The organism is Nonomuraea soli, from assembly GCF_013761175.1.
Lineage (GTDB): Bacteria > Actinomycetota > Actinomycetes > Streptosporangiales > Streptosporangiaceae > Nonomuraea > Nonomuraea soli.
The window spans coordinates 22,965-44,149 of the sequence record NZ_JACDUR010000004.1 but is presented as its reverse complement, the minus strand read 5'-3'; the positions used below and the strand labels follow the sequence as shown (position 1 = coordinate 44,149).

21 protein-coding genes are annotated in these 21,185 nt (G+C 70.8%); 7 read left to right on the top strand and 14 right to left on the bottom strand.

Annotated features, from left to right (window positions below):
- Window positions 1-76: 76 nt before the first annotated feature.
- The gene (locus tag HNR30_RS18680) at window positions 77-1,165 is read left to right on the top strand and encodes a D-alanyl-D-alanine carboxypeptidase family protein (protein ID WP_312894490.1); all 1,089 of its coding nucleotides are present in this window, start codon (window positions 77-79) and stop codon (window positions 1,163-1,165) included.
- On the opposite strand, the gene HNR30_RS18675 is transcribed toward HNR30_RS18680, so the two are convergent.
- Both HNR30_RS18675 and HNR30_RS18670 read right to left on the bottom strand, forming a co-directional pair.
- Window positions 1,154-2,074, bottom strand: coding sequence for a YihY/virulence factor BrkB family protein (locus HNR30_RS18675; protein ID WP_181611201.1), 921 nt, complete (start codon window positions 2,072-2,074; stop codon window positions 1,154-1,156). The two genes, HNR30_RS18680 and HNR30_RS18675, sit on opposite strands and share 12 nt — an antisense overlap.
- Complete coding sequence (locus HNR30_RS18670; RefSeq protein WP_181611200.1) at window positions 2,071-3,102, bottom strand: VanZ family protein; 1,032 nt, start codon at window positions 3,100-3,102, stop codon at window positions 2,071-2,073. Before HNR30_RS18670 ends, HNR30_RS18675 begins: the two co-directional genes overlap by 4 nt.
- A 71-nt stretch (window positions 3,103-3,173) precedes the next feature.
- Here HNR30_RS18670 and HNR30_RS18665 point away from each other — a divergent pair, with 71 nt between their 5' ends.
- On the top strand, window positions 3,174-4,343 hold the full coding sequence (locus tag HNR30_RS18665) for an MFS transporter (RefSeq protein WP_220133770.1): 1,170 nt from the start codon (window positions 3,174-3,176) through the stop codon (window positions 4,341-4,343).
- Here HNR30_RS18665 and HNR30_RS18660 read toward each other — a convergent pair.
- Complete coding sequence (locus tag HNR30_RS18660; RefSeq protein ID WP_181611198.1) at window positions 4,309-4,710, bottom strand: DUF3291 domain-containing protein; 402 nt, start codon at window positions 4,708-4,710, stop codon at window positions 4,309-4,311. The genes HNR30_RS18665 and HNR30_RS18660 overlap by 35 nt on opposite strands.
- An 11-nt stretch (window positions 4,711-4,721) precedes the next feature.
- On the bottom strand, window positions 4,722-5,162 hold the full coding sequence (locus tag HNR30_RS18655) for a DoxX family protein (protein ID WP_181611197.1): 441 nt from the start codon (window positions 5,160-5,162) through the stop codon (window positions 4,722-4,724).
- Window positions 5,163-5,237: 75 nt separating this feature from the next.
- On the opposite strand from HNR30_RS18655, the gene HNR30_RS18650 reads away from it, so the two are divergent.
- Window positions 5,238-5,801 (top strand): TetR/AcrR family transcriptional regulator, encoded by a 564-nt coding sequence (locus HNR30_RS18650; RefSeq protein ID WP_181611196.1) that lies wholly within the window; start codon window positions 5,238-5,240, stop codon window positions 5,799-5,801.
- A gap of 42 nt (window positions 5,802-5,843) precedes the next feature.
- On the opposite strand, the gene HNR30_RS18645 is transcribed toward HNR30_RS18650, so the two are convergent.
- Genes HNR30_RS18645 through HNR30_RS50175 form a run of 4 tightly spaced genes read right to left on the bottom strand, consistent with a single transcriptional unit; the run spans window position 5,844 to window position 8,972 of the window.
- Window positions 5,844-6,473: a class I SAM-dependent DNA methyltransferase gene (locus tag HNR30_RS18645; RefSeq protein ID WP_181611195.1), complete on the bottom strand. Its 630-nt coding sequence runs from the start codon at window positions 6,471-6,473 to the stop codon at window positions 5,844-5,846.
- 10 nt (window positions 6,474-6,483) lie between these two features.
- The gene (locus tag HNR30_RS18640; RefSeq protein ID WP_181611194.1) at window positions 6,484-7,032 is read right to left on the bottom strand and encodes a P-loop nucleotide/nucleoside kinase family protein; all 549 of its coding nucleotides are present in this window, start codon (window positions 7,030-7,032) and stop codon (window positions 6,484-6,486) included.
- Window positions 7,033-7,047: 15 nt separating this feature from the next.
- Complete coding sequence (locus HNR30_RS18635; protein ID WP_376771755.1) at window positions 7,048-7,725, bottom strand: response regulator; 678 nt, start codon at window positions 7,723-7,725, stop codon at window positions 7,048-7,050.
- On the bottom strand, window positions 7,719-8,972 hold the full coding sequence (locus tag HNR30_RS50175; protein WP_312894489.1) for a sensor histidine kinase: 1,254 nt from the start codon (window positions 8,970-8,972) through the stop codon (window positions 7,719-7,721). The genes HNR30_RS18635 and HNR30_RS50175 overlap by 7 nt, the downstream gene beginning before the upstream one ends.
- 153 nt (window positions 8,973-9,125) lie before the next feature.
- Between HNR30_RS50175 and HNR30_RS18625 the strand changes: the two genes are divergently transcribed.
- Window positions 9,126-10,349, top strand: coding sequence for an alpha/beta hydrolase family protein (locus HNR30_RS18625; protein ID WP_181611192.1), 1,224 nt, complete (start codon window positions 9,126-9,128; stop codon window positions 10,347-10,349).
- Window positions 10,350-10,379: 30 nt separating this feature from the next.
- Here the strand turns inward: HNR30_RS18625 and trpS are convergent, their stop codons facing one another.
- On the bottom strand, window positions 10,380-11,384 hold the full coding sequence (trpS, locus tag HNR30_RS18620; protein WP_181611191.1) for a tryptophan--tRNA ligase: 1,005 nt from the start codon (window positions 11,382-11,384) through the stop codon (window positions 10,380-10,382).
- A gap of 14 nt (window positions 11,385-11,398) precedes the next feature.
- Window positions 11,399-12,706: a hemolysin family protein gene (locus HNR30_RS18615; protein ID WP_312894488.1), complete on the bottom strand. Its 1,308-nt coding sequence runs from the start codon at window positions 12,704-12,706 to the stop codon at window positions 11,399-11,401.
- A 74-nt stretch (window positions 12,707-12,780) separates the two neighbouring features.
- On the opposite strand from HNR30_RS18615, the gene galE reads away from it, so the two are divergent.
- Window positions 12,781-13,722 (top strand): UDP-glucose 4-epimerase GalE, encoded by a 942-nt coding sequence (gene galE, locus HNR30_RS18610; protein ID WP_181611189.1) that lies wholly within the window; start codon window positions 12,781-12,783, stop codon window positions 13,720-13,722.
- Window positions 13,723-13,936: 214 nt separating this feature from the next.
- Entirely contained in the window at window positions 13,937-15,145 is a 1,209-nt protein-coding gene (locus tag HNR30_RS18605; RefSeq protein WP_181611188.1) for an MFS transporter, read from the top strand.
- Here the strand turns inward: HNR30_RS18605 and HNR30_RS18600 are convergent.
- The 3 genes from HNR30_RS18600 to HNR30_RS18590 all read right to left on the bottom strand — a co-directional run bounded on the left by HNR30_RS18600 (window position 15,135) and on the right by HNR30_RS18590 (window position 18,897).
- Window positions 15,135-15,884 (bottom strand): CARDB domain-containing protein, encoded by a 750-nt coding sequence (locus HNR30_RS18600; RefSeq protein ID WP_181611187.1) that lies wholly within the window; start codon window positions 15,882-15,884, stop codon window positions 15,135-15,137. The two genes, HNR30_RS18605 and HNR30_RS18600, sit on opposite strands and share 11 nt — an antisense overlap.
- 118 nt (window positions 15,885-16,002) lie before the next feature.
- On the bottom strand, window positions 16,003-16,977 hold the full coding sequence (locus tag HNR30_RS18595; protein ID WP_181611186.1) for a malate dehydrogenase: 975 nt from the start codon (window positions 16,975-16,977) through the stop codon (window positions 16,003-16,005).
- Between the two features lie 51 nt (window positions 16,978-17,028).
- Entirely contained in the window at window positions 17,029-18,897 is a 1,869-nt protein-coding gene (locus tag HNR30_RS18590; RefSeq protein WP_181611185.1) for a serine/threonine-protein kinase, read from the bottom strand.
- Window positions 18,898-19,023: 126 nt separating this feature from the next.
- Between HNR30_RS18590 and HNR30_RS18585 the strand changes: the two genes are divergently transcribed.
- Complete coding sequence (locus HNR30_RS18585; protein ID WP_181612090.1) at window positions 19,024-20,133, top strand: saccharopine dehydrogenase family protein; 1,110 nt, start codon at window positions 19,024-19,026, stop codon at window positions 20,131-20,133.
- Here HNR30_RS18585 and HNR30_RS18580 read toward each other — a convergent pair.
- On the bottom strand, window positions 20,130-21,137 hold the full coding sequence (locus tag HNR30_RS18580) for a polysaccharide deacetylase family protein (RefSeq protein WP_181611184.1): 1,008 nt from the start codon (window positions 21,135-21,137) through the stop codon (window positions 20,130-20,132). The genes HNR30_RS18585 and HNR30_RS18580 overlap by 4 nt on opposite strands.
- Window positions 21,138-21,185: the final 48 nt, after the last annotated feature.

Sequence of the window (21,185 nt, the reverse complement as noted above, 5' to 3'; positions counted from 1 at the left end):
TATCGCGGGTTGATCTTCGGGGAACTGTCGCCACATGGGCGGCTACGCTGAGAGCGCTATGGCGAAGAGATTTGTGGTGTCCGCGGCACTTGTGGGCGTTGTCGCGTGGCAGGCGCCCGCACTCGCCCAGACTCCCCCGGTCGGCGGCGACCTGCTGGGCAACAAGGGGATCGTCCGGCCCGAGGGCATCAAGGCGCCGCCCAAGACGAAGGCCACCTCCTTCGTCGTGGCCGACGCGGGCACGGGACAGGTGCTGGCCGCCAAGGACGCCCACGGGCGCTACCTTCCGGCCAGCACCCTCAAGGCGCTGACCGCGCTCACCCTGATCCCCAAGCTCGATCCCGACCTCAAGGTCAGGCCGAGCGCCAACGCGGTCAACCAGGAGGGCTCGGCCGTGGGCCTGTCGGTCAAGACCACCTACAAGGTCTCCGACCTGTTCAGGGCGTTGATGATGTCGTCGGGCAACGACGCCGCGATGGCGCTGGCCGAGACCAACGGCGGCCTCGATCGGACTCTCGCCGACATGAACGCCGAGGCGCGGCGGCTGCAGGCGTTCGACACCGTGGCCAAGACGCCCAGCGGCCTCGACAAGAAGGGGCAGAGCAGCTCCGCCTACGACCTGGCGCTCATCGCCAGGGCGGGGCTGCGGAACCCGTCCTTCCGCGAATACATCACCACCAAGGTCGCCAAGTTCCCCGCGCCCAAGAAGTGGTACGAGATCGCCAACCACAACAAGCTGCTGTGGCGCTACAAGGGCATGATCGGGGTCAAGAACGGCTGGACCTCCAAGGCCCTGGGCAGCTTCGTCGGCGCCGCGACCAGGGGCGACAAGACCATCATCGTGGCCGTCATGCGGCACGAGGGGTACTTCTGGGAGGAGGTGGCCGACCTGCTCGACTGGGGCTTCGCCGCCAGCGGCAAGGTCGCCCCGGTGGGACAGCTGGTCGACCCGCTGCCCGACCCCGCAATCGCCCAGGCCTCCGCGCCGAGCGCCACCCCATCGGCGTCGGTGCCCGCTCGGGCGCAGCCGCTCACCGACGCGGTGGCCGACGGCCAGGACGGCACCAGCCGTACGGCCGGCCTGGCGGTCATCGGCGCCGGGCTGCTGTTCGGCCTGGTCTGGCTGGGCTACGGCCTGCGGCGCAGGCGCCGCTCACGGGTGTGAGTCGCCGTTGCCTGGCGGCGGGGTCGGCGAGGGCGGCGGGTTCATGCCCGCCGTGGCCGTCCACGCCGCCACGTAGAGCACCAGCCGGGCCGAGAAGTTGATCCACACCAGCAGGCCGACCATCACCGCGAACGTGCCGTAGATCGGGTTGCCCAGCGTGTGCCCGAGCAGCAGCGAGGCCAGCTGCTTGAGGATCCCGAAGCCGATCGCGCCGAGCAGCGCGCCACGGGCGATGACCTTGAAGGGCTGCACGGGCCTGGCCACCCAGCCGAGCACGATCACGAACATCAGCCAGTCGGCCAGCAGCGAGGCCAGCGTGCCGGTGAACCAGACGGTGCTGACGTCCTGGAGCCCGAGCCACCCCGCGACGGTCCTGGTGGCCGTCGTGGCGAACCCCGTGACGAGCGCCGAGGCCAGCAGCGTGGCGCCGACCATGAGCAGCGAGGCCACGTCACGCAGCTTGCCGAGGAAGAAGTTGAGCGGCGGCGTGGTGGTCATGTACATCTCGCGCAGCGACCCGCGCAGCGCGTCGACCGCACCCAGCCCGGCATAGGCCAGACCGATCAGGGCGATGATCCCGGCGCTCGCCCTGGAGTCGGCGATCGCCTGCAGGTCGAGCTTGTCGGCCACGCCCGGCAACTGGTCGGCGATCGCCTTGTTCAGTTCCGCCTTCAGTTCGGCGTTGTCGGCCAGGACGAAGCCGAAGATCGAGAAGGCCAGCACGATCAGCGGGAAGAACGACAGGAACGCGAAATACGTCACCGCCCCGGCCAGGCGGTCGCCGAACAGCAGCTGGTAACGCTGGACGGTCCTGATCAGGTGGTCGATCCAGTGTCGTCGCACCCGCCAGTGGTCGACGAGGCGCCTGCCCCGCTCCTTGGCCGAGTTGGCCCGCTCGATCAGCTTCATCGCCCCATCACCACTGCCCTCGTCACCGTGGATGTACCGCTCAGGCGCCCGGCGATACTGCGGCCGGTCAGTGCGACGATCAAGTGTGCCACTGCCAGCCCCCCGATCCACAGAGGTTCCTCCAGTGCGAAGAGCACCACGAAAGGCAGCGGGAACACCAGGAACCTGACGAACACCCGCATCCTGCTCGCCGGCCCCGCCCTGCCCGTTTCGGCGAGGGCCAGGTGCAGCGAGGCCCGGCCGGGTCCGGACCGGTCCCTCCGCATCAGCGGGAGACCGAGCAGGCACATGAAGCCGATGAAGTAGAGCATCGCGTCGCCGGCGAGCTCGGAGTCGATCTCGAACACGGCCAGCACGATCGAGGCCGCCGCGGCCGCCAGCCACCAGACGGCGAAGTCGAGCAGGTCGCCCAGGCCCCGCCGTACCAGACCGGGAGGCCGCAGGTCGGCGCGCGGCCGCGGCCACGCCGACGGCAGGACCTTCATCAGCGGTACGGCCAGCAGCCAGCCGATCGCGGTGCCCGCCGTGTTGGTGATCAGGTCGTCCACGTCGAAGAGCCGGTAGGGGCAGGGGTACAGGCCCCAGTTCCCCGTCAGCTGGGTGAACTCGACGGTCAGCGAGAGAGCCAGGCCCACCACGACGCTGTGCGTCAGCCCGCGGCCGTAGCGGTACTTCAGGAAGAAGCCGAGCGGGGCGAAGAGCACGAAGTTGAAGAAGACCTGCAGGAAGGCCTGTTCGCGGTCGGCGCCGTACACGATGTCGTCCAGGGAGGCCAGCGGGCGCAGCTGGGGGTGGGCGAGCGCGGCGTGCGCGCGGCAGAACTGCGCAGGGTCATCGATTTCGGGCAGCGGGAACAGCGTGAAGGCCACCACCGCGCACGCGTAGAGCACCAGCGCGGCCGCCACCAGCCCCGACCACAGCCCGACCCTGCCGAACCTGGCGTACTGCCGCGAGACGAACGGCAGCGCGCCGAGCACGATGAAGAACGGCGCCATGATCAGGGCGATCGCCAGATTGGTCTCATACACCCCCACGCTGTAGGGCTGCCCGACGAAAACCCACGTGCCACCCGGTGGATGGTCAACCTATGATCGGCGCCGTGCCCTCGCTGACGGCTTCCTACTGGCGGTTGTGGACAGCCCGGACGATCTCCTTCACCGGCGACTCGCTGAGCCTGGTGGCGCTGATGGTCCACGTCGCGGACTCCACCGGCCGCGCCCTGGCGGTCGCGCTGCTGCTGCTCGTCGGCGACTTCGCGCCCGCCCTGCTGGGTCCGCTGACCGGCGCGATCGCCGACCGGTACGGCAGGCGGCGCGTCATGGTGGGGTGCGAGGTGGTCCAGGGCCTGCTGGTCGCGGCGATCGCGATCTGGCTGCCGCCGCTTCCCGTGCTGCTCGTGCTCGTCGGGCTGCGGGCGATCGCCGGGCAGCTGTTCCAGGCCGCCTCCCGCTCGGTCGTGCCGGAGCTGGTCCCCGATGCCAGGCTGGCGCGTGCCAACACCCTGCTCGGGCTGGGCACCAACGGCGGCGAGGCCCTCGGGCCGATCGCCGCGGCGGCCCTGCTGGCCGTCTCCGACATCAGGGGCGTGCTGCTGGTCGACGCCGCCACCTTCGCCGTCTCCGCCGTGCTGCTCCTGCGCATGCCCGCCTCACCTTCGGCCCCGGAGCCTGGCGGCTCCCTGCTCGGCGACACGCGCGAGGGGCTGCGCTACATCTTCACGACGCGCCTGGTGCGGGCGGTCGGCCTCGGCTTCTTCTCGGTGGTGCTGTTCAACGGCATCGACGACGTGGCGCTGGTGTTCCTGGCCACCGAGACCTTCGACGCGGGCGAGGCGGCCGCCGGACTGCTGCTGGCCGGGGTGGGGATCGGGCTGTTCGCCGGATACCTGCTGCTGACCAGGACGGTCCGGCTGTCGATGGTGACGCTGCTGCTGCTCGGATTCGCCGTCAGCAGTGCCGGCAACCTGGCCACCGGCTTCGCGTGGGCGGTGTGGGCGGCGATGGCCGTGCAGGTCGTTCGCGGGCTCGGGATCGCGGCCATGGACGTCGCCTCCAACACGCTCATCCAGCGGGAGGTTCCCGCGGAGCTGCTCGGCAGGGTCTTCGGCACCCTCTACGGCGCCATCGGCGTGGCCGCGGCGCTGTCGTACCTGGGCGGCGGGGCGCTGCTGGAGATCACCTCGCCGCCTGTGGCGTTCGTCGTGGCGGGCACAGGAGGGCTGGTGGCGACCGTGCTCACCTGGACAGCTCTGCGTCGCGTTCGGTCGTGATCCGGCACTCGATCTCGGTCCAGTCGATCGGGAGCGTGCTCGCGTCGGCCTGCCAGAAGACGAAGGTCGACTCCTTCATCACACCGCGCAGCTTTCTCATCGTCGTCTTGTGGGGCTCCGCGGCGGCGTAGGCGTAGACGGCCTTCTTGTCGGTCCAGGCGGAGACGGTCCAGAAGGTGCGCTTGGTCAGGTCGGCGCGCAGTGAGACGCCCAGGGCGCCCGGGGAGCGCAGCGCCTGGCGCCAGACGGAGATCGACTTCAGGAAGAAGCGGGGGACGTCACGGAGCGAGGTGACCTCCAGGCGGGAGGCCATGACGACGGCCTCGCCGTCGTGGTCACCGGTCTTGATCCACGGGATGGTGGGCATGGTGTGTCCTTTCAGAGGGAGGCCGCGACGGCGGCGGCGAGGTAGAGGACCTGCTCGAGGGATCTGCGCACGATCGGTGTCGCCGGCTTGCCGAGCATGGTGATCTGCCTGCGGGCGGCCGAGACGTTGGCGGGGAACATCGCGACCAGCAGCAGGGCCAGCGCGATGCCGGCCGCGGTGGCCGTGCGCTCGATCAGCAGCCCGACGGCACCGGCCAGCTCCAGCACGCCGGTGACGGTCACCAGCAGTCCGGGGTTGGGCAACGAGGGCGGCACCATGGCGATGAGGTCGCGTCGCATGCCGGGCACGAAGTGGGCGCTGGCGGTGACCGTGAACATCAACGCCAGCCCGCCGCGCAACGCCGGCTGCCAGCCGTCGAGTGCTTCCACCCCGGCCAGGCCGATCAGGCGCAGGACGATGAATCCACCGATGAGGGAAACGAGGGGGGCCATGGGAACCAACTCCAATCTTGTCACTGACAAGATGCCACGATGCGCTAAACTTGTCAATGACAAGATGGGAGCACGATGTCGTACCACCACGGGAACCTGCGGCGAACCATCATCGACGCCGCCGTCGAGGCGATCGGCGATACCGGCACCGCCACCTGGAGCCTGCGCGAGCTGGCCAGACGCGCGGGCGTCTCGCACGCCGCGCCCGCCCACCACTTCGGCGACAAGGCCGGACTGCTGACGGCCGTCGCCGCCGAGGGGTTCGAGCTGTTCGCCGACGCCCTCGGCGCCGCCGGTGACGACTTCCTCGACGTCGGAGTCGCGTACGTGCGCTTCGCCGTCGAGCGTCGCGCCTACTTCGAGGTCATGTGGAGCCCGGAGCTGTACGACACCGACGACGCCTCGGTGGTGCGTGCCCGTGGCCGAGCAGGGGAGATTCTCGTGTCCGGATCCCGTTCGCTGCCGGGGAACGTCGAGGGCGACTGGGCGGGGGCGATCGCCGCGTGGTCGACCGCGCACGGGTTCGCCAACCTGTGGCTGACCGGCGCCCTGCCGTCCTTCGTCGGCGACGACCCGGCGGCAGCGGCCCGCCCGGTCCTGGAGGTGCTGACTCGCGGGCGCGCGGCGGCCGGGGAGTGACGTGCCCTGCCGGGGCGGGCCGCCGCCCTGGTGAACGGCCGTCTACTCCACCCGGCGCCCCATCAGACACGCCCGGGGCGCCACCCCCTCCGGCGACCGCACCATCCGCACGTCGACCGGCAGCCCTGCCGCGTCCAGCAGGCCCGCCACCCGCTCCACCGGCCGCAGCCGGGTGCTCAGCGAGATGTCACGCCCGAACGCCTCGGTGAGGTGCCGGGTGGTGTCACCCACCTGGAACGCGAGCGCCACCCGCCCGCCGGGCGCCAGCACCCGGCGAAACTCCGCGAACACCTCGGGCAGCCGCTCGTCGGGCACATGAATGATCGAATACCAGGCGACGAGTCCGCCCAGCGACCGGTCACCGCGAGCGATGGCGGTCATCGACCCCACCTCGAAGCGCACCCCCGGATGGGCCCGCCTCGCGAGCTCGACCATCCGCGGCGACAGGTCGAGCCCCGAGACGTCGGCGCCCAGCCCGTGAAGGTAGGCGGTCACGCCCCCCGGCCCCGCCCCCACGTCGAGCACCGCCCCCACGGCCTCCTCGGCGAACGCGGCCAGCAGCCCTCGCTCGATCGGCGTCGCGGCCAGCTCGTCGCGGAATTTCTCGGCGTAGTCGGCGGCGACGGCGTCGTAGGAGTCGCGTGTGGCGCTCAGGAAGCCGGGCTCGTTCATGCCCGGGAACCTAACCGAGCCCACCGACAAGGCAGCCGCGCACTCCGGCGGCCAGCTCCGCCGCATCGACCTCACGCCCGGTGTCCACCACGTGGGTGCACCGCAACCGCAGCGGCCCGGCCTCCTCGGCGATCCGCCGCCAGTCGTCGTCGCCGCCGAGAGCGCCGTGGTGCACCGCGTGCCGGTACGGCTCGCGCGCCTCGTACCTCGCGCGCGCCAGCGCGACCGGTACCTCGCACCACACCTCGTGCACGGCGCCAGCGTGCGCCCGCCGCAGGCCTTCCACCGCCACCTGGCGAAGACCGGGACGCCAGAAACTCTCCAGCACCGCCCCGCGCGCCGAATCGGCCAGCACGGCCCACAACGTCTCCCCCGCCGCGGCCCCCAGCCGCCGGCTCCAGGCGCGGGGGCACATCTCCTGGGGCGCTTCCAGGGTGTGGGCCAGAGCCTCCTTGACACGATCCTTGCTGAGGAGCGGGAGGCCGAGCTCATGGGCGAGGCGCACGGCAAGGGTGCTCTTCCCCGCGCCCGGCAGGCCGTTGACCAGGACGACGAACATGCGGATCACAGTAGATCAGGCGCCTGTACTCCTGGAGGGGCCCGGGGTGACCAGCCCGACCTCGTAGGCGAGCACCACCGCCTGCACCCGGTCGCGAAGATCCAGCTTGGCCAGGATGCGCGCGACATGAGTCTTCACCGTGGCCTGGCTGAGGACCAGCCGGTCGGCCAGCTCTGCGTTGCTCAGTCCGGTGGCCATCAGGCTCAGCACCTCCAGTTCGCGGGAGGTCAGGCCGGACAGGTCACGGTGGACCGGCCCGTCGCGCAGGGTGAAGCGTTCGACCAGGCGGCGGGTGATGGCCGGGGCGAGCAGGGCGTCGCCCGTGCGCACGAGCCGGACCGAGGCCACCAGCTGTTCCGGGGTGACGTCCTTGAGCAGGAAGCCGCTGGCTCCGGCGGTCAGCGCCGCGTAGACGTACTGGTCGAGGTCGTAGGTGGTCAGGATGAGGACGCGCGTGTCGCCGGAGCCGCCCGTGATGATGCGCCTGGTGGCCTCGATGCCGTCCATGTCGGGCATGCGGATGTCCATCAGGACCACGTCGGGCGCGCTCCGCCGTACTGCTGCGACGGCTTGCGCGCCGTTGGCCGCCTCGGCGGCCACCTCGATGCCGTCGGCGGTGAGGATCATCGCGAACCCGCTGCGCACCAGCGCCTGGTCGTCGGCGATGACCACCCGCAGCGGCCGGCTCACGATCTGCCCCACGGCAGATGGGCTCGCACCAGGTAGCCGTCGCCCTCCGGCCCCGCCCGCAGGGCGCCGCCGTAGATCGCCAGCCGTTCCCGCAGCCCGGCCAGCCCTCGGCCCTGCCCGGCCGCCGCTCGGGCCGCGTGCTTACCGCCGCTGTCGCTGATCTCGATCTCCATGCCGTCCTCGTGGTAGCGGATCGTGACCGACGCCCTCGCGCCGTCGGCGTGCTTCATGACGTTGGTCAGCGCCTCCTGCACCACCCGGTAGGCGGCCAGTTCCACCCCGGGCGGCAGCGGCTCGGGCGGGGCGGCCACCTCCGCGCTCACGGTCACTCCTGCCGCGCGCACCCGCTCGATCAGCGAATCGAGCTGGTCCAGCCCCGGCTGCGGCTCCAGCCCGTCGGCGGGGGTTCGCCCGGGCTCGCCAGGACCGGCCAGCAGGCCCATGACGTGCCGCAGTTCGGCCATCGCCGCCCGGCCGCTCGCCTCGACCGCCATCATGGCCTGTTTCGAGCGTTCTGGCGCGGCGTCCATCACCTTGCGCGCGGCTCCGGCCTGGATCACCATCACGTTCACGTTGTGGGTGACGACGTCGTGCAGCTCACGCGCGATCCGGGAGCGTTCCCGCTCCACCGCCCGGCTCATGGCCCGCTCCTGCGCACGGCTCGCCTCCTCCGACCGCCGACGCCACAGGCGGACGGAGCCGGCCGCCACCCCTGCGCTCAGCAGGACGGTGAACGGCCCCAGCCAGGCGGGCAGGCGCCCGACCGAGTCCTGGAAGGCCACGCCCGCCAGCACCGTCGCCACCGCCAGGGCGCCGATCGCCGCACCCTGGTGCCGGCTGTGCGCCACCGCGCTGTAGGCGGCCAGGGAACAGGTCGCGACGGTGATCCAGGTGGCGTCGTCGTGCATGACCAGCGCGGCGGGCAGCACCACCCAGAAGACGCCGAGCGGGCTCAGCCGCCGCGCCGCCAGCGGCAGGGCCGTGGCGATCACCAGCGGCAGGAGCGGGCCCTGCGCCGGATCCGGTGTGGGCACGACGGGCTGCGCCTCCGCCGCCGAGGGGACGGGCAGGGGCTGCAACCTCAAGGACTCCGCCAGCGGCACCCGATGAGCGCCGCCGGGGCCGGAAGGGGCAGCCGACACCGCCAGGACGGTCAGGACGAGGGCCACCAGCACGTCGGCGGCCAGCGCCCGCCGGGACGGACGCGGACGACGCCGGTCGGGGCGCAGGAGAGCCAGCCACGAAGACACCCGCACAGTGTCCCGTATGTCCGATAAGGGCCGCGTCGGCCGGCGTGCCTACATCGCAAGGATGACCTGGCCCCGGATATCGACACGAAGGCCGACGCGGCAGGGCACCGCCCGCGCCTAGCGTCGTCGCCGTCCATCTTCGAAAGGCGAATCATGCGTCGTACGGCCTTCGCCGCCGGCTTGCTCCTCGTGGCGATCACCGCCTCGTGCGCGTCGGTGCCCGCACCAGGGACGGGAAACGTCCCGGTGGACCGCCCGTCCCGCAACCCCTCACCGAACGCCCCGGCGGAGCCGCCCAGGACGGCGCGTGCCGTCGCGCTCTCCCTGCCAGGACCGACCGGCTCGCAGCCTGTCGGGACCGTCTCGCTCCACCTCACCGACACCGCACGCCCCGACCCATGGGATCCCGCGTCGAAGACCAGAGAGCTCATGGTCTCGTTGTGGTACCCCGCCACGGAGACGGCAGGGCGGGCGGCGCCGTACATGAGCGTCAAGGAGTCGGAGCTCACCCTGAAGGGCGCCGGCGTCGCCGGGGTCCCGTCCGATCTGCTCGCGCGCACCAGGACCCACGCCCGCGTCGACGCCCCGCCGGCGGGCAGGGCGGGCGAGCTGCCTCTGGTCGTGCTCTCCCCGGGGTTCGAGAAGACCCTCAGCTCACTCACCGGCCTGGCCGAGGACCTGGCGAGCAGAGGCTATGCCGTGGCGGCGATCAGCCACACGCACGAGAACCTCGCCACGGTCTTCCCCGACGGCCGCGTGGCCGCCTGCCGAGCCTGCCAGGTGCACCCGCACGACCAGGCCTTCTGGGACAAGGTCGGCGCCACCCGCGCCGGCGACGTCTCCTTCGTGCTCGACCGGCTGCCCTCGGCGTGGGACGGCTACGACAGGATCGACACTTCCAGGATCGCCATGGTCGGCCACTCGGCCGGCGGCGCCGGGTCGGTGGCCGCCCTGCTGAAGGATGCCAGGATCAAGGCCGGAATGAACATCGACGGCCTGGCCATCGTGCCCGTGCCTCCGAGCGGGCTGGGCAAGCCCTTCCTCTTCCTCGGCGCGCAGGCCACCCGCACTCCCGGCACCCGGGAGGCCGCCTCATGGGAGACGGCCTGGCGGAACCTGACCGGATGGAAACGCTGGCTGGTGGTCACCGGCGCGGAACACGCCTCCTTCACCGACACCGGCCTGCTCGGCGAGCAGGCCGGGCTGCGCACCGGAGCCACGCTGCCCGCCGCCCGATCGATGGAGATCACCCGTGCCTACGTGGCGGCCTTCCTCGATCTGCACCTGCGCGGCACGCCGCAGCCCATGCTCGACCGGGCATCGGCGGGCCATCCGGAGGTCAAGGTCTGCGCGGTGGAGCGGAGGAGCTGCGCCTGACCTCCGGTGAACTCCGTCACGAGCCGGGCGTCACACCCCGGGCAGGAACCCCACCCGGTCACGCACCTGCGTCATGGTCTCCTGCGCCACCGCGCGGGCCTTGGCGGCACCGGCCGCGAGCAGCCGGTCGAGCTCGGCCTCGTCGGCGAGCAGCTTCTCCGTGCGTTCGCGGATGGGCTCGAAGGTGGAGACCACCACCTCCGCCACGTCCTTCTTGAAGGTCCCGTAGCCCGCCCCCACGTAGCGCTCGACGAGCTCGGGGATGGGCGTGCCGGTCAGGGCCGACTGGATGCGCAGCAGGTTGGAGACGCCCGGCTTGCCCTCCTCGTCGAACAGCACCTCGGACCCGGTGTCGGTGACGGCGCGCATGACCTTCTTGCGCAGCGGTCCCGGCTGCTCGAGGACGTCGAGGATGCCGGCGGGCGAGGAGGACGACTTCGACATCTTGGCCGTGGGGTCCTGGAGGTCGGTGATCTTCTCGACCTCCTTGAGGATGTACGGCTCCGGCAGCGTGAAGGTGTCGCCGAGCCGGTGGTTGAAGCGCTGGGCCAGGTCACGCGTCAGTTCGAGGTGCTGCTTCTGGTCGGCGCCGACGGGGACCCGGTTGGCCTGGTAGAGCAGGATGTCGGCCGCCTGCAGGATCGGGTAGGTGAACAGCCCGACGCTGGCGGAGCTCTCGCCGTACTTGGCGGACTTGTCCTTGAACTGCGTCATGCGGGCGGCTTCGCCCATCCCGGTGATGCAGTTGAGGATCCAGGCGAGCTCGGTGTGCTCGCGCACGTGCGACTGCACGAAGACCGTGGAGGCCGACGGGTCGAGGCCGCAGGCGAAGAGCTGCGCGGCGGCGACGCGGCTGCGGCGGCGCAGGTCGGCGGGGTCGGTCGGCACGGTGATCGCGTGCAGGTCGACCACGCAGTAGAACGCGTCGTGCGTCTCCTGCAGCGTGACCCACTGGCGGACCGCACCCAGGTAGTTGCCCAGGTGGAAGGAGTCCGCGGTGGGCTGGATGCCGGAGAGAACACGAGGTCTGGCCATAGCCGTCAATTGTGTCAGCTTTCGGCGGCGGGGGGCGACTCGATCACGGCGTGCCGCTTGACGTGTACGCGGGCCACGCGGCGGCCGTCGAGTTCGGTGACGGTCATGCGGAAGCCGGGGATCTCGACCTGCTCGCCGAGGTCGGGCACGTGGCCGAGCGCGGCCATGACGAAGCCGCCGAGGGTCTCGTAGGGCCCGTCGGGCAGGCGGATGCCGGTCTCGCTGGCGAAGTCGTTGAGGTTGGTGAGCCCGTCGATCTCGATCTCGCCCGGCAGGCGCACGGTGGCGTCCTCGGAGTCGTACTCGTCGCGGATGTCGCCGACGAGCTCCTCGACGAGGTCCTCCAGGGTCACGATGCCGGCGGTGCCGCCGTACTCGTCGACGACGATGGCCAGGTGGTGTCCTTCGCCGCGCATCTCCGACAGGGTCGACAGGATCCTCTTGGAGGCGGGCACCATCTTGACGGGGCGGATGGGCACGAGCTGGCTGATCGGTTCGATGCGGCCGGTCAGGACCGGGTCGAGCAGGTCGCGCACGTGGACGAATCCGAGGATCTCGTCGTATGACTCGCGGTAGACGGGGAAGCGGGAGTGCGGCATGGCCGCGGCCAGCACGGCGGCTTCGGCGAGAGGGGTGTCGGCCTCCATGAACTCGACCTCGGTGCGCGGCAGCATGACCTCGCGCAGCTGCCGTTTGCCTGCGGCGAAGACCTCGGCGATGAGGTTGCGCTCGTCGGCGGTCAGTTCGGCGTGCCCGACCACCATGTCGCGGAGTTCCTCGGTGGTCATCTTCTCGCGGTCGGCCTCGGGGTTGCCGCCCAGGAGCCGTACGACACCGTCGGTGGACTTGGACAGCAGCCAGATGACCGGCCGCGACAGAGAGGCGATCCGGTCGAGCATCGGCGCCACGAACAGCGCGAAGCCTTCGGCTCGTTGCCTGGCCAGGCGTTTGGGCGCGAGCTCTCCCAGCACGAGCGAGACGTAGGAGATGGCGATGGTGACGAGCACCAGCGCGACGACCTGCGAGATGGCGTGCGGCACTCCCCAGGATTCGAGCACGGGGAAGAGCACGGCCGCGAAGCGGTCGGCGCCGAAGGCGGCCGAGAGCATCGTGGCCAGGGTGACGCCGATCTGCACGGCGGACAGGAAACGGTTGGGGTCGCGGACGAGTTTGGCCACGTGGGCTCCGCGTCGGCCCCGGGTGCTGAGTTTGCGCACCTGAGACTCACGCAGGGAGACCATGGCCATTTCGGCCGCGGCGAAGTACCCGCCCACCACAATGAAGAGCAGGACGAGGGCGATGTTGGCGATTAGCGCGTTCACGGCGGTGCCAGCGTACTCGGGAGGCGTATGCTGAGAAGACCTACACATTCAAACTTATTCCAACAGAGGTGAACATGAGACTTCTGGTCACCGGAGGCGCGGGCTACATCGGCAGCGTCGTCGCCGCGCAGTTGCTCGAAGCGGGACACGAGGTGACCGTGCTCGACGACCTGTCCACCGGGCACGCCGACGCCGTCCCCGGCGGCGCGCGCTTCGTCCGGGGCGACATCGCCGAGCCCCCGCTCGACGGCATCGAGGCGGTGCTGCACTTCGCCGCCAAGTCCCTCGTGGGCGAGTCGGTGGAGAAGCCGGGCCTGTACTGGTCGCACAACCTGGGCGGCACCCTCGCCCTGCTCGACGCGATGCGCCGCGCGGACGTGAACAGGATCGTGTTCTCCTCCACGGCGGCCGTCTACGGCAATCCCGAGGGCTCCCCCATCCTGGAGAGCGCCCCCACCCGCCCTACCAGCCCCTACGGCGCCTCCAAGCTGGCGGTCGACACCGCGCTGACCACCTTCGCCGGGCTGTACGGCCTGGGCGCGGTGAGCCTCAGGTACTTCAACGTGGGCGGCGCCTACCAGAGCTTTCGCGAGCGGCACACCACCGAGACGCACCTCATCCCCAACGTGCTCAAGGTCGCGACCGGCGAGAAGTCCCTGGTCAACGTGTTCGGCACCGACTACCCGACCGCCGACGGCACCTGCGTCAGGGACTACATCCACGTCTCCGACCTGGCCAGGGCCCACCTGCTGGCCCTGGAGGCCTGCACGCCGGGCGAGCACCGCATCTACAACCTGGGCAACGGCACGGGTTTCTCGGTCAAGGAGGTGATCGAGGTCTGCCGCGAGGTGACCGGTCACGCGATCCCCACGGAGGTCGGGCCGCGCCGGGAGGGCGACCCGGCGACCCTGGTCGCTTCGAGCGACAAGATCCAGCAGGAGTTGGGCTGGAAGCCCGAGAAAACCGAGATTTCGGACATCGTCAGGGATGCCTGGGAGGCGCTTCCCCTGAAATAGCGCGCCAAAGCTGAAAGTATGCTGTGATGCCGAATGTGAGGAGCTTTTCACCAAGGGTCACGAGGTTGATCTTTGTCGCCCTCATCCTGGTCGGCAGCAGCCTGGCAGCGGCCGGAGTGGTGTTCGCGACATCCGCACCCGCTCCGGCGCGCGTGCCGCAGTCCACCTGCACCCCTCAATCGGGATAAAACGCCTCAACGGTAATCTTCCGGGCATGCTCCCCGAACCCGGCCCCGTTCGCGCGCTCTCCCTCGCCGTCCTCCTGCGATCCACCGGTCGCGGGCTGTTCCTGACGGTCAGCGTGCTCTACTTCCTCAACGTGGTCGGCCTCTCGGAGACCCAGATCGGCCTCGGCCTGACCATCGCCGGCGTCGCCGGCCTGCTGGGCAGCCTGCCCGCCGGACGCCTGTGCGACGTGATCGGGCCCCGCGCGGTCAACGTCGCCTTCTGCGCCGCAGGAGGCCTGCTCGTCGCCTGCTACGGCTTCGTCACCGGTTTCGTCGGCTTCGCCCTGGTCGCCGCCCTCGTCTCCTTCGCCGAGGCCGCGGACGGCACCGCCCGCGCCACGCTCATCGGCGGCGCCGTACCGGCGGAACGGCGCGTCGAGGTGCGCGCCTACCTGCGCGCGGTCACCAACGTCGGCTGGTCGCTCGGCGGCCTGGTGGCCATGATCGCGCTGGCGGTCGGCACCCGTCCCGCCTACCTGGTCATGCTGTACGGCTGCGCCGCCGCTTACCTGGCCTCCGCCGCGCTCACGCTGCGCGTGCCGGACGTCCAGCCGGTCGCCAAGCCCAAGGACGGCCCCACCTGGGTGGTGCTGCGCGACCGCCCCTACGCGCTGCTGGCCGTGCTGAACGCGATCCTGGTCATCCACGGGCCGCTTCTCATGGTCATCCTGCCGATGTGGGTCAAGCACGTCGGCGCGCCCAACCTCATGGTCGCCGCGATCGGCCTGATCAACACGGTCATGGTCACGTTCCTGCAGGTACGGCTGAGCCGCAACACCCATGACCTGACCGGCTCCGCCAACGCCCAGCGACGGGCCGGAGTCCTGCTGCTGATCGCCTGCGGCCTGTTCGCGCTGGCCGCCGGTCAGCCGGCGTGGCTGGCGATCACCGTGCTGGCGGCGGGTGCGATCCTGCACGTCTTCGGCGAGATCCTCCAGGCGGCCGGCTCCTGGGGGCTGTCGTACGAGCTGGCACCCGCCCACGCCCTGGGGCAGTACCAGGGCCTGTACAACATGAGCTGGCAGGCGGCCAACGTCGCCGCCCCCGCCCTGCTCACCGCCGTGATCATCGGCTGGGGCTGGCCGGGCTGGCTGCTGATCGGGCTCGTCTTCGTCGCGGCCGGCTGTGCCGTACCGCCCGCGACCCGCTGGGCGGAGCGCAGCCGCCCGCGCGAGACCGTCGCGGTCACGGCCTGAGCATCACCCGCGAGACGTTGTTGGCCGGCCGCCGGTCGCCCAGCACGGTCGAGTAGACGCTGGCGACCACCGGCCGCCGCCGCCCGCCCAGGGCCAGGCGCAGCCTGAGCCGCTTGCCCGAGCCGACGGTCCGCAGGCGGCACAACACGTGGCCGGGGCGGGGCCGGCACCGCGCGCCCTGCGCCGAGATGAGCCTGCTGGCCCCGGTGCGGAAGTAGAGCAGCGCGTCGCGTACGGCACGCGGCCCGCGGTTGCGCACCACCGCCGACAGCTGGTGGCTGCCCGCCGAGCGCAGCCGTACCTGCAGGTCGGCGCCCTCGTCCACCCGCGTGAAGGTCATGTGTGTGTTGTCGGCCTCGTTGTCGTCGGAGACCTCCGAGGTCAGGGAGGCGACGGCGCGCAGCGGCCCGATCGCGCCCGGCCGGACGACGCCGCTGATCTGCACCTCACCGGTGCCGCCCGCGAGCACGTCGGACGACGAGGGACAGGTCACCTCGTGGGCCGTGCGGCCGGGACGGCAGGTCGCCACGTTCACCCCGACGATGTCGACGTCGCGGGGCAGGGTCACCTTGAGCACCGGGAGCACGGCGTCGCCGGGCCCGGCGTTCTTCACCCGTACGCGGTAGAGGATGGGCTGGCCGGGCTGGGCGATTCCCGGATGCGAACTGAGCTGAACCGAAAGGTCCGCGCTGCCCCATTCGCCCGCGTACACCGCGCCGGGTGCCACGATCACCGCCATGCCGACAAGACCGGCGCACAACTGTGCCGGAAAGCGCCCCATTGAAAACCCCCTGGTCACATTCAACGCTGTGACCAGGGGGAACGGGTTGTCCGACACACCCCAAACGGGGCGCCGGTCAGATGAGGCCGAGCTCCTTGACCGCGTCGCGCTCCTCGGTGAGCTCCGCGACGGAGGCGTCGATGCGCTGGCGGGAGAACTCGTTGATCTCCAGCCCCTGGATGATCTCCCACTGCCCGCCGACCGAACGGCACGGGAAGGAGGAGATGATGCCCTCTGCCACGCCGTACGAGCCGTCGGAAGGCAGCGAGACCGAGGTCCAGTCGGTGCCGTTGACCCAGTCGTAGACGTGGTCGATCGCGGCGTTGGCCGCGCTGGCCGCGCTGGACAGGCCGCGGGCCTCGATGATCGCCGCGCCGCGCTTGGCGACGGTCGGGATGAAGGTCTCCTTGTACCAGGCCTCGTCGACCTGCTCGGCCGCGATCTTGCCACCGACCTCGGCGTGGAACAGGTCGGGGTACTGGGTCGAGGAGTGGTTGCCCCAGATCGTCATGTTCTTGATCTCGGTGACCGGGACCTGCAGCTTGGCGGCCAGCTGGGCCAGCGCGCGGTTGTGGTCGAGGCGGGTCATCGCGGTGAAGCGGTCGGCCGGCACGTCGGGCGCGTTCTGCTGCGCGATGAGCGCGTTGGTGTTGGCCGGGTTGCCGACCACCAGGACGCGGATGTCGTCGGCGGCGTGGGCGTTGATCGCCTGGCCCTGCGGCTTGAAGATGCCGCCGTTGGCGCTGAGCAGGTCGCCGCGCTCCATGCCGGCCTTGCGCGGCATCGCGCCGACCAGCAGGGCGACGTTGGCGCCGTCGAAGGCGACGTTGGGGTCGTCGGTGATCTCGATGCCCGACAGCAGCGGGAACGCGCAGTCGTCGAGCTCCATGGCGGTGCCCTCGGCCGCCTTCACCGCCTGGGGGATCTCCAGCAGGCTCAGCTTGACGGGCACATCGGCGCCGAGCAGCTGCCCTGAGGCGATGCGGAACAGCAGCGCGTAGCCGATCTGGCCGGCGGCTCCGGTGACGGTTACCTTGACGGGCGTGGCCATGGCCTTCCCCTCACTCGCAGTTGGATGGTGACGTGTGGATGTTACCGCCCGTCAATCGCAGGGGGTGGCGGTGGGCTGCCTGGTCTCGGCCTCGAAGCGCACCTTGCCGAAGTACTGGCGCATGAGCTTGGCCATGCGGCCGCTGGAGTACAGGTCGGAGATGATGCCGTTGACGGCCTTGCAGGTGCGCACGTCCCCCTGCTTGATGCCGATGCCGTACGGCTCGTTGCTCATCTTCAGCCCGAGCACCCGGTAGCGCACCGGCTCGCGCTGGGCGAACCCGGCCAGCAGGTAGTCCTCGCCGGGGACGGCGTGCACGGCGCCGCTCTTGAGCAGGTTCATGCAGTCGCCGTAGTCGAGGCCGCGGACGATCTTGTAGTCCTTCAGCACGTCCTGCAGGCTGCCCACGGCCGCGCTGGGCTGCGCGCAGATGGCCTTGCCCTCCAGGTCCTCCGCGCTCGCGATCCCCGCGCCGTCGGCCACCAGGACGTCGTGGTGGGCCATGTAGTACGGCCCCGCGAACGTGACCTTGTCGCTGTCGTTGACCGTGTAGGTGGCGATCACCAGGTCGACCGTGCCGTTGGCCAGCCACTTGGCGCGATCGGCGCGGGCGACGGGCTTGAAGGTGATGTCGGCCTTGGGATTGAGCGCCAGGGCGATGCGCCTGCCCAGCTCCACCTCGAGACCGGTGATGACGCCGGTGTTCTTGTCCTCCAGGGCGATGTTCGGCAGGTCGGCCTTGACCCCGATCACGATCTTCCCGGTCTTGGCCACCTTGTCGGCCAGCGAGGAGAACTTCTCCTCCGGGGGGCTGGTGGGCCCGGCCGTGGGCCGCTGGCTGAAGGTGAGCGGAATCACACCCTGCATCACCAGTGCCACCACCGCCGCGACCACCAGCACCACGCCCAGGGCCAGGCCGATCCACGGGCCCTTCCTGCGCTGCCGTGCCGCAACCTCGGGGCCCGCCGACTCGACGGTCGGGACCGGCACCGGGACCGGGATCGGCTGCGACGGCTCGGCCACCGTGAGCCGCTGCCTCGGGATCGGCGCCGTGTCGTCGCTGGCCAGGACCGCGCCCTGGCTGAGCACCGCCGTGTCGGCCCCGTGGGTCTCCGGCTGGCCCAGCAGCCTGAGCAGGATCTGGTCGGCCGTGGGCCGCTTGCCCGGCTCCTTGGTCAGCGCCGCCTGCACGGCACCGCGCAGCGGCTGCGGGATGCCGCTGACGTCGACCTCGTGGTTGAGGATGCGGTTGAGCACCACCGCGATCGAGGTGCCCTCGAAGACGGCCTGGCCGGTCGCCGCGAACGCGATGGTCGCGCCCCAGGCGAACACGTCGGTGTAGGGGCCCACGTCGTCGCCGGAAATCTGCTCCGGCGCCATGTAGGCGGGCGTGCCGATCGCCCGGCTGGTGATCGTGCCGGTCGAGTCGATGATGCGCGCGATGCCGAAGTCGACGACGCGCGGACCGTCGGCCGCGATCAGCACGTTGTCGGGCTTGAAGTCGCGGTGCACGATCGAGGCGTGGTGGATGGCCACCAGCGCCGTCGCCGTCCCGATCGCCAGGCGGTCGAGCTTGGCGCCGCTCAGCGGCCCGTCGCTCTCGACGACCTCCCGCAGCGGGCGGCCGTCGATGTACTCGCTGGCGATGTACGGAGTGTCACCCTCCAGGTCGGCCTCGACCACGCGCGCCGTACAGAACGACGCGACCCGCTCGGCCGCCTTCAGCTCCCTCGCGAAACGCGATCTCGCCGACTTGTCCCCGCTGAACTTGATGTGCAGCAACTTGATCGCCGCACGCTCGCCCTGGCCGTTCTCGCCGAGGTAGACCACCCCCTGGCCACCCTCGCCGATGCGCCCGGCCAGCTTGAACGAGCCCAGTTCTCTGGGATCGCCCGCCACCAGTGGCGCGATCTGCGGCATTCGTCATCCCCACGTAGCACAAAGCCTGACGAGGCAAACTTTACGACGCTCAGGAAGTCCACAGTTAACAGTTAGTCGTTCGTTACGGACCGCCCACGATCGACCGGAAGCCTCCAGAGTGACATTCTGGTGAGCGTGTACGACATCGTGCTGTTCGGCGCATCCGGCTTCACCGGCAGGCTCACCGCCGAATACCTGGCCAGGCATGCGGGACCCGACGTGCGCTGGGCCCTGGCCGGGCGCGACCGGGCCAAGCTGGAGGCACTCGGCCTCGACGTCCCGGTGATCGTCGCCGACGCCTCCGACCCGGCCGCCCTGGCCGCGCAGGCGCGCGTCATCGCCACCACCGTCGGGCCCTACGTCAGCTACGGCGAGCCGCTGGTCAAGGCGTGCGCCGAGGCGGGCACGCACTACCTCGACCTGACCGGCGAGCCGGAGTTCGTCGACCGCATGTTCCTGCGCTACGACGCCGTGGCGGCCGCGTCAGGCGCCAAGATCGTCCACGCGTGCGGTTTCGACTCCATCCCGTGGGACCTCGGAGTGCTCCACACCGTGCTGCAGCTGCCCGAAGGCGTGCCCATCACCGTCCGCGGCTTCCTGCGCGGTCACCTGCGCGCCTCCGGCGGCACCCTGGCCTCCGCGCTGACTGCCTTCTCGCGCCTGCCCCACATGATCGAGGCGGGGGCTCAGCGCCGCACCGCCGACCCGTCCCCGCACGGCCGCCGCATCAGCTCGCAGCCCGGCCTGCTCCGCTACGTCGGCGGCTGGGCCATCCCCATGCCCACGATCGACCACCAGATCGTCGGCCGCTCGGCCCGCCTCCTCGACCGCTACGGCCCCGACTTCACCTACCGCCAGTACTACGGCGCGGGCTCCCTGCCCGCCGCCCTGTCGGCGGGCGCCGGAGCCCTGTCGCTCGTCGCCCTCGCCCAGATCCCGCCGGCCCGCTCGTGGCTCGCCCGCCGCCTGCCCGCCGGCTCGGGCCCCACCCCGTCGCAGCGCGCCGCCCACTGGTTCCGCGCCACCTTCCTCGGCCAGGGCGGCGGCCGCCGTGTGGTGACGCACGTCGCCGGCGGCGACCCCGGCTACGACGAGACGGCCAAGATGCTGGCGGAGTCGGCGTTGTGCCTGGCGTTCGACGACACCCCCAAGATCGCGGGCTCGGTGACGACGGCCAGCGCCATGGGCGAGCCGCTCATCCGACGGCTGCACGCGGCGGGGATCACGTTCTCCTAGTACGGCAACGCCCTGGCCGCGAACGACGAGCGCAGGAAGGGTGCCTTGAACTTGGGGAACGCCACCGTGGCCGCGTCCCCGTCCGAGGTGTACCTCATGTCCGGGTTGTCCTTCAGCCAGTCCAGCCAGGCCGTCGAGCAGAACTGCGCGCAGTCTCCCTTGCGGTCCATCGCCCGGATCCGCGGGATGTTGAGCGCGTCGAAGCTCTTGCTGAACGGCGCGTTCGACGGCGTGTACCCCGCCAGGAACACGCCCTTGTGCGCGTACCCGCTGCCCTTCTGCGCCCACGCCTGCTTGCGAGGCTGGTTACCGTACGGCAGGGCGAGCGTGACGGGCGTGTGGTAGGCGAACTTGCTCACCATCTTCTGCACGCTCATGATCTGCCTGGCCACCTCCTCCCGCGAGCGGCTGCGCAGGTTGACGTGGTCCAGCGTGTGGTTGCCGATGTCGAACCCGTTGTCCTTCAGCCACAGCAGCGTCTGCGCCTGCTCCTCCGGCGTCGACTTGCCGAACATGTCGCGGGTGACGTAGAAGGTCGCCACCGGCCTGAAGCCTTCGTACTTGGCCGCCGCCTCGCGCAGAATGGCCACCGCGGTGTCGGGCTTGGGGTTGCCCAGTTCGTCGAGCGACAGCTGCGAGGGCGAGGAGTCGTCGAAGGTCAGGACGACGGCGTGTTTGCCCGCCGGGATGTCGATCTTCCCGGTGACGAACTCGGCCGCGGTGATGGGCACGTAGCCGTCCTTGGCCAGCCGGGCCAGGTCGGCGCGGAACTTGGCGGGCGTGCGGTCGTCCTGGGAGCCGGGGTTGTCGATGATCCGGTGGTACATCAGCACCGGGATCTGGCCGAGCTCGTTGGCTTTCACCTGTTTGGCCGCGACCGCCCTGGCCTCCTTGGCCTGCTTCACCTTGGCGGCGTCGTCGGCGACCTTGGCCACCTGCGCGGGCGGCGGCGTCCCGCACCCGCACAACACAGCCGCGACCACCACGAGAATCCCTCTACGCATGCCCACACCCCCCGAAACCCGGACGTCAGTCACGGGGACTCCTACCGC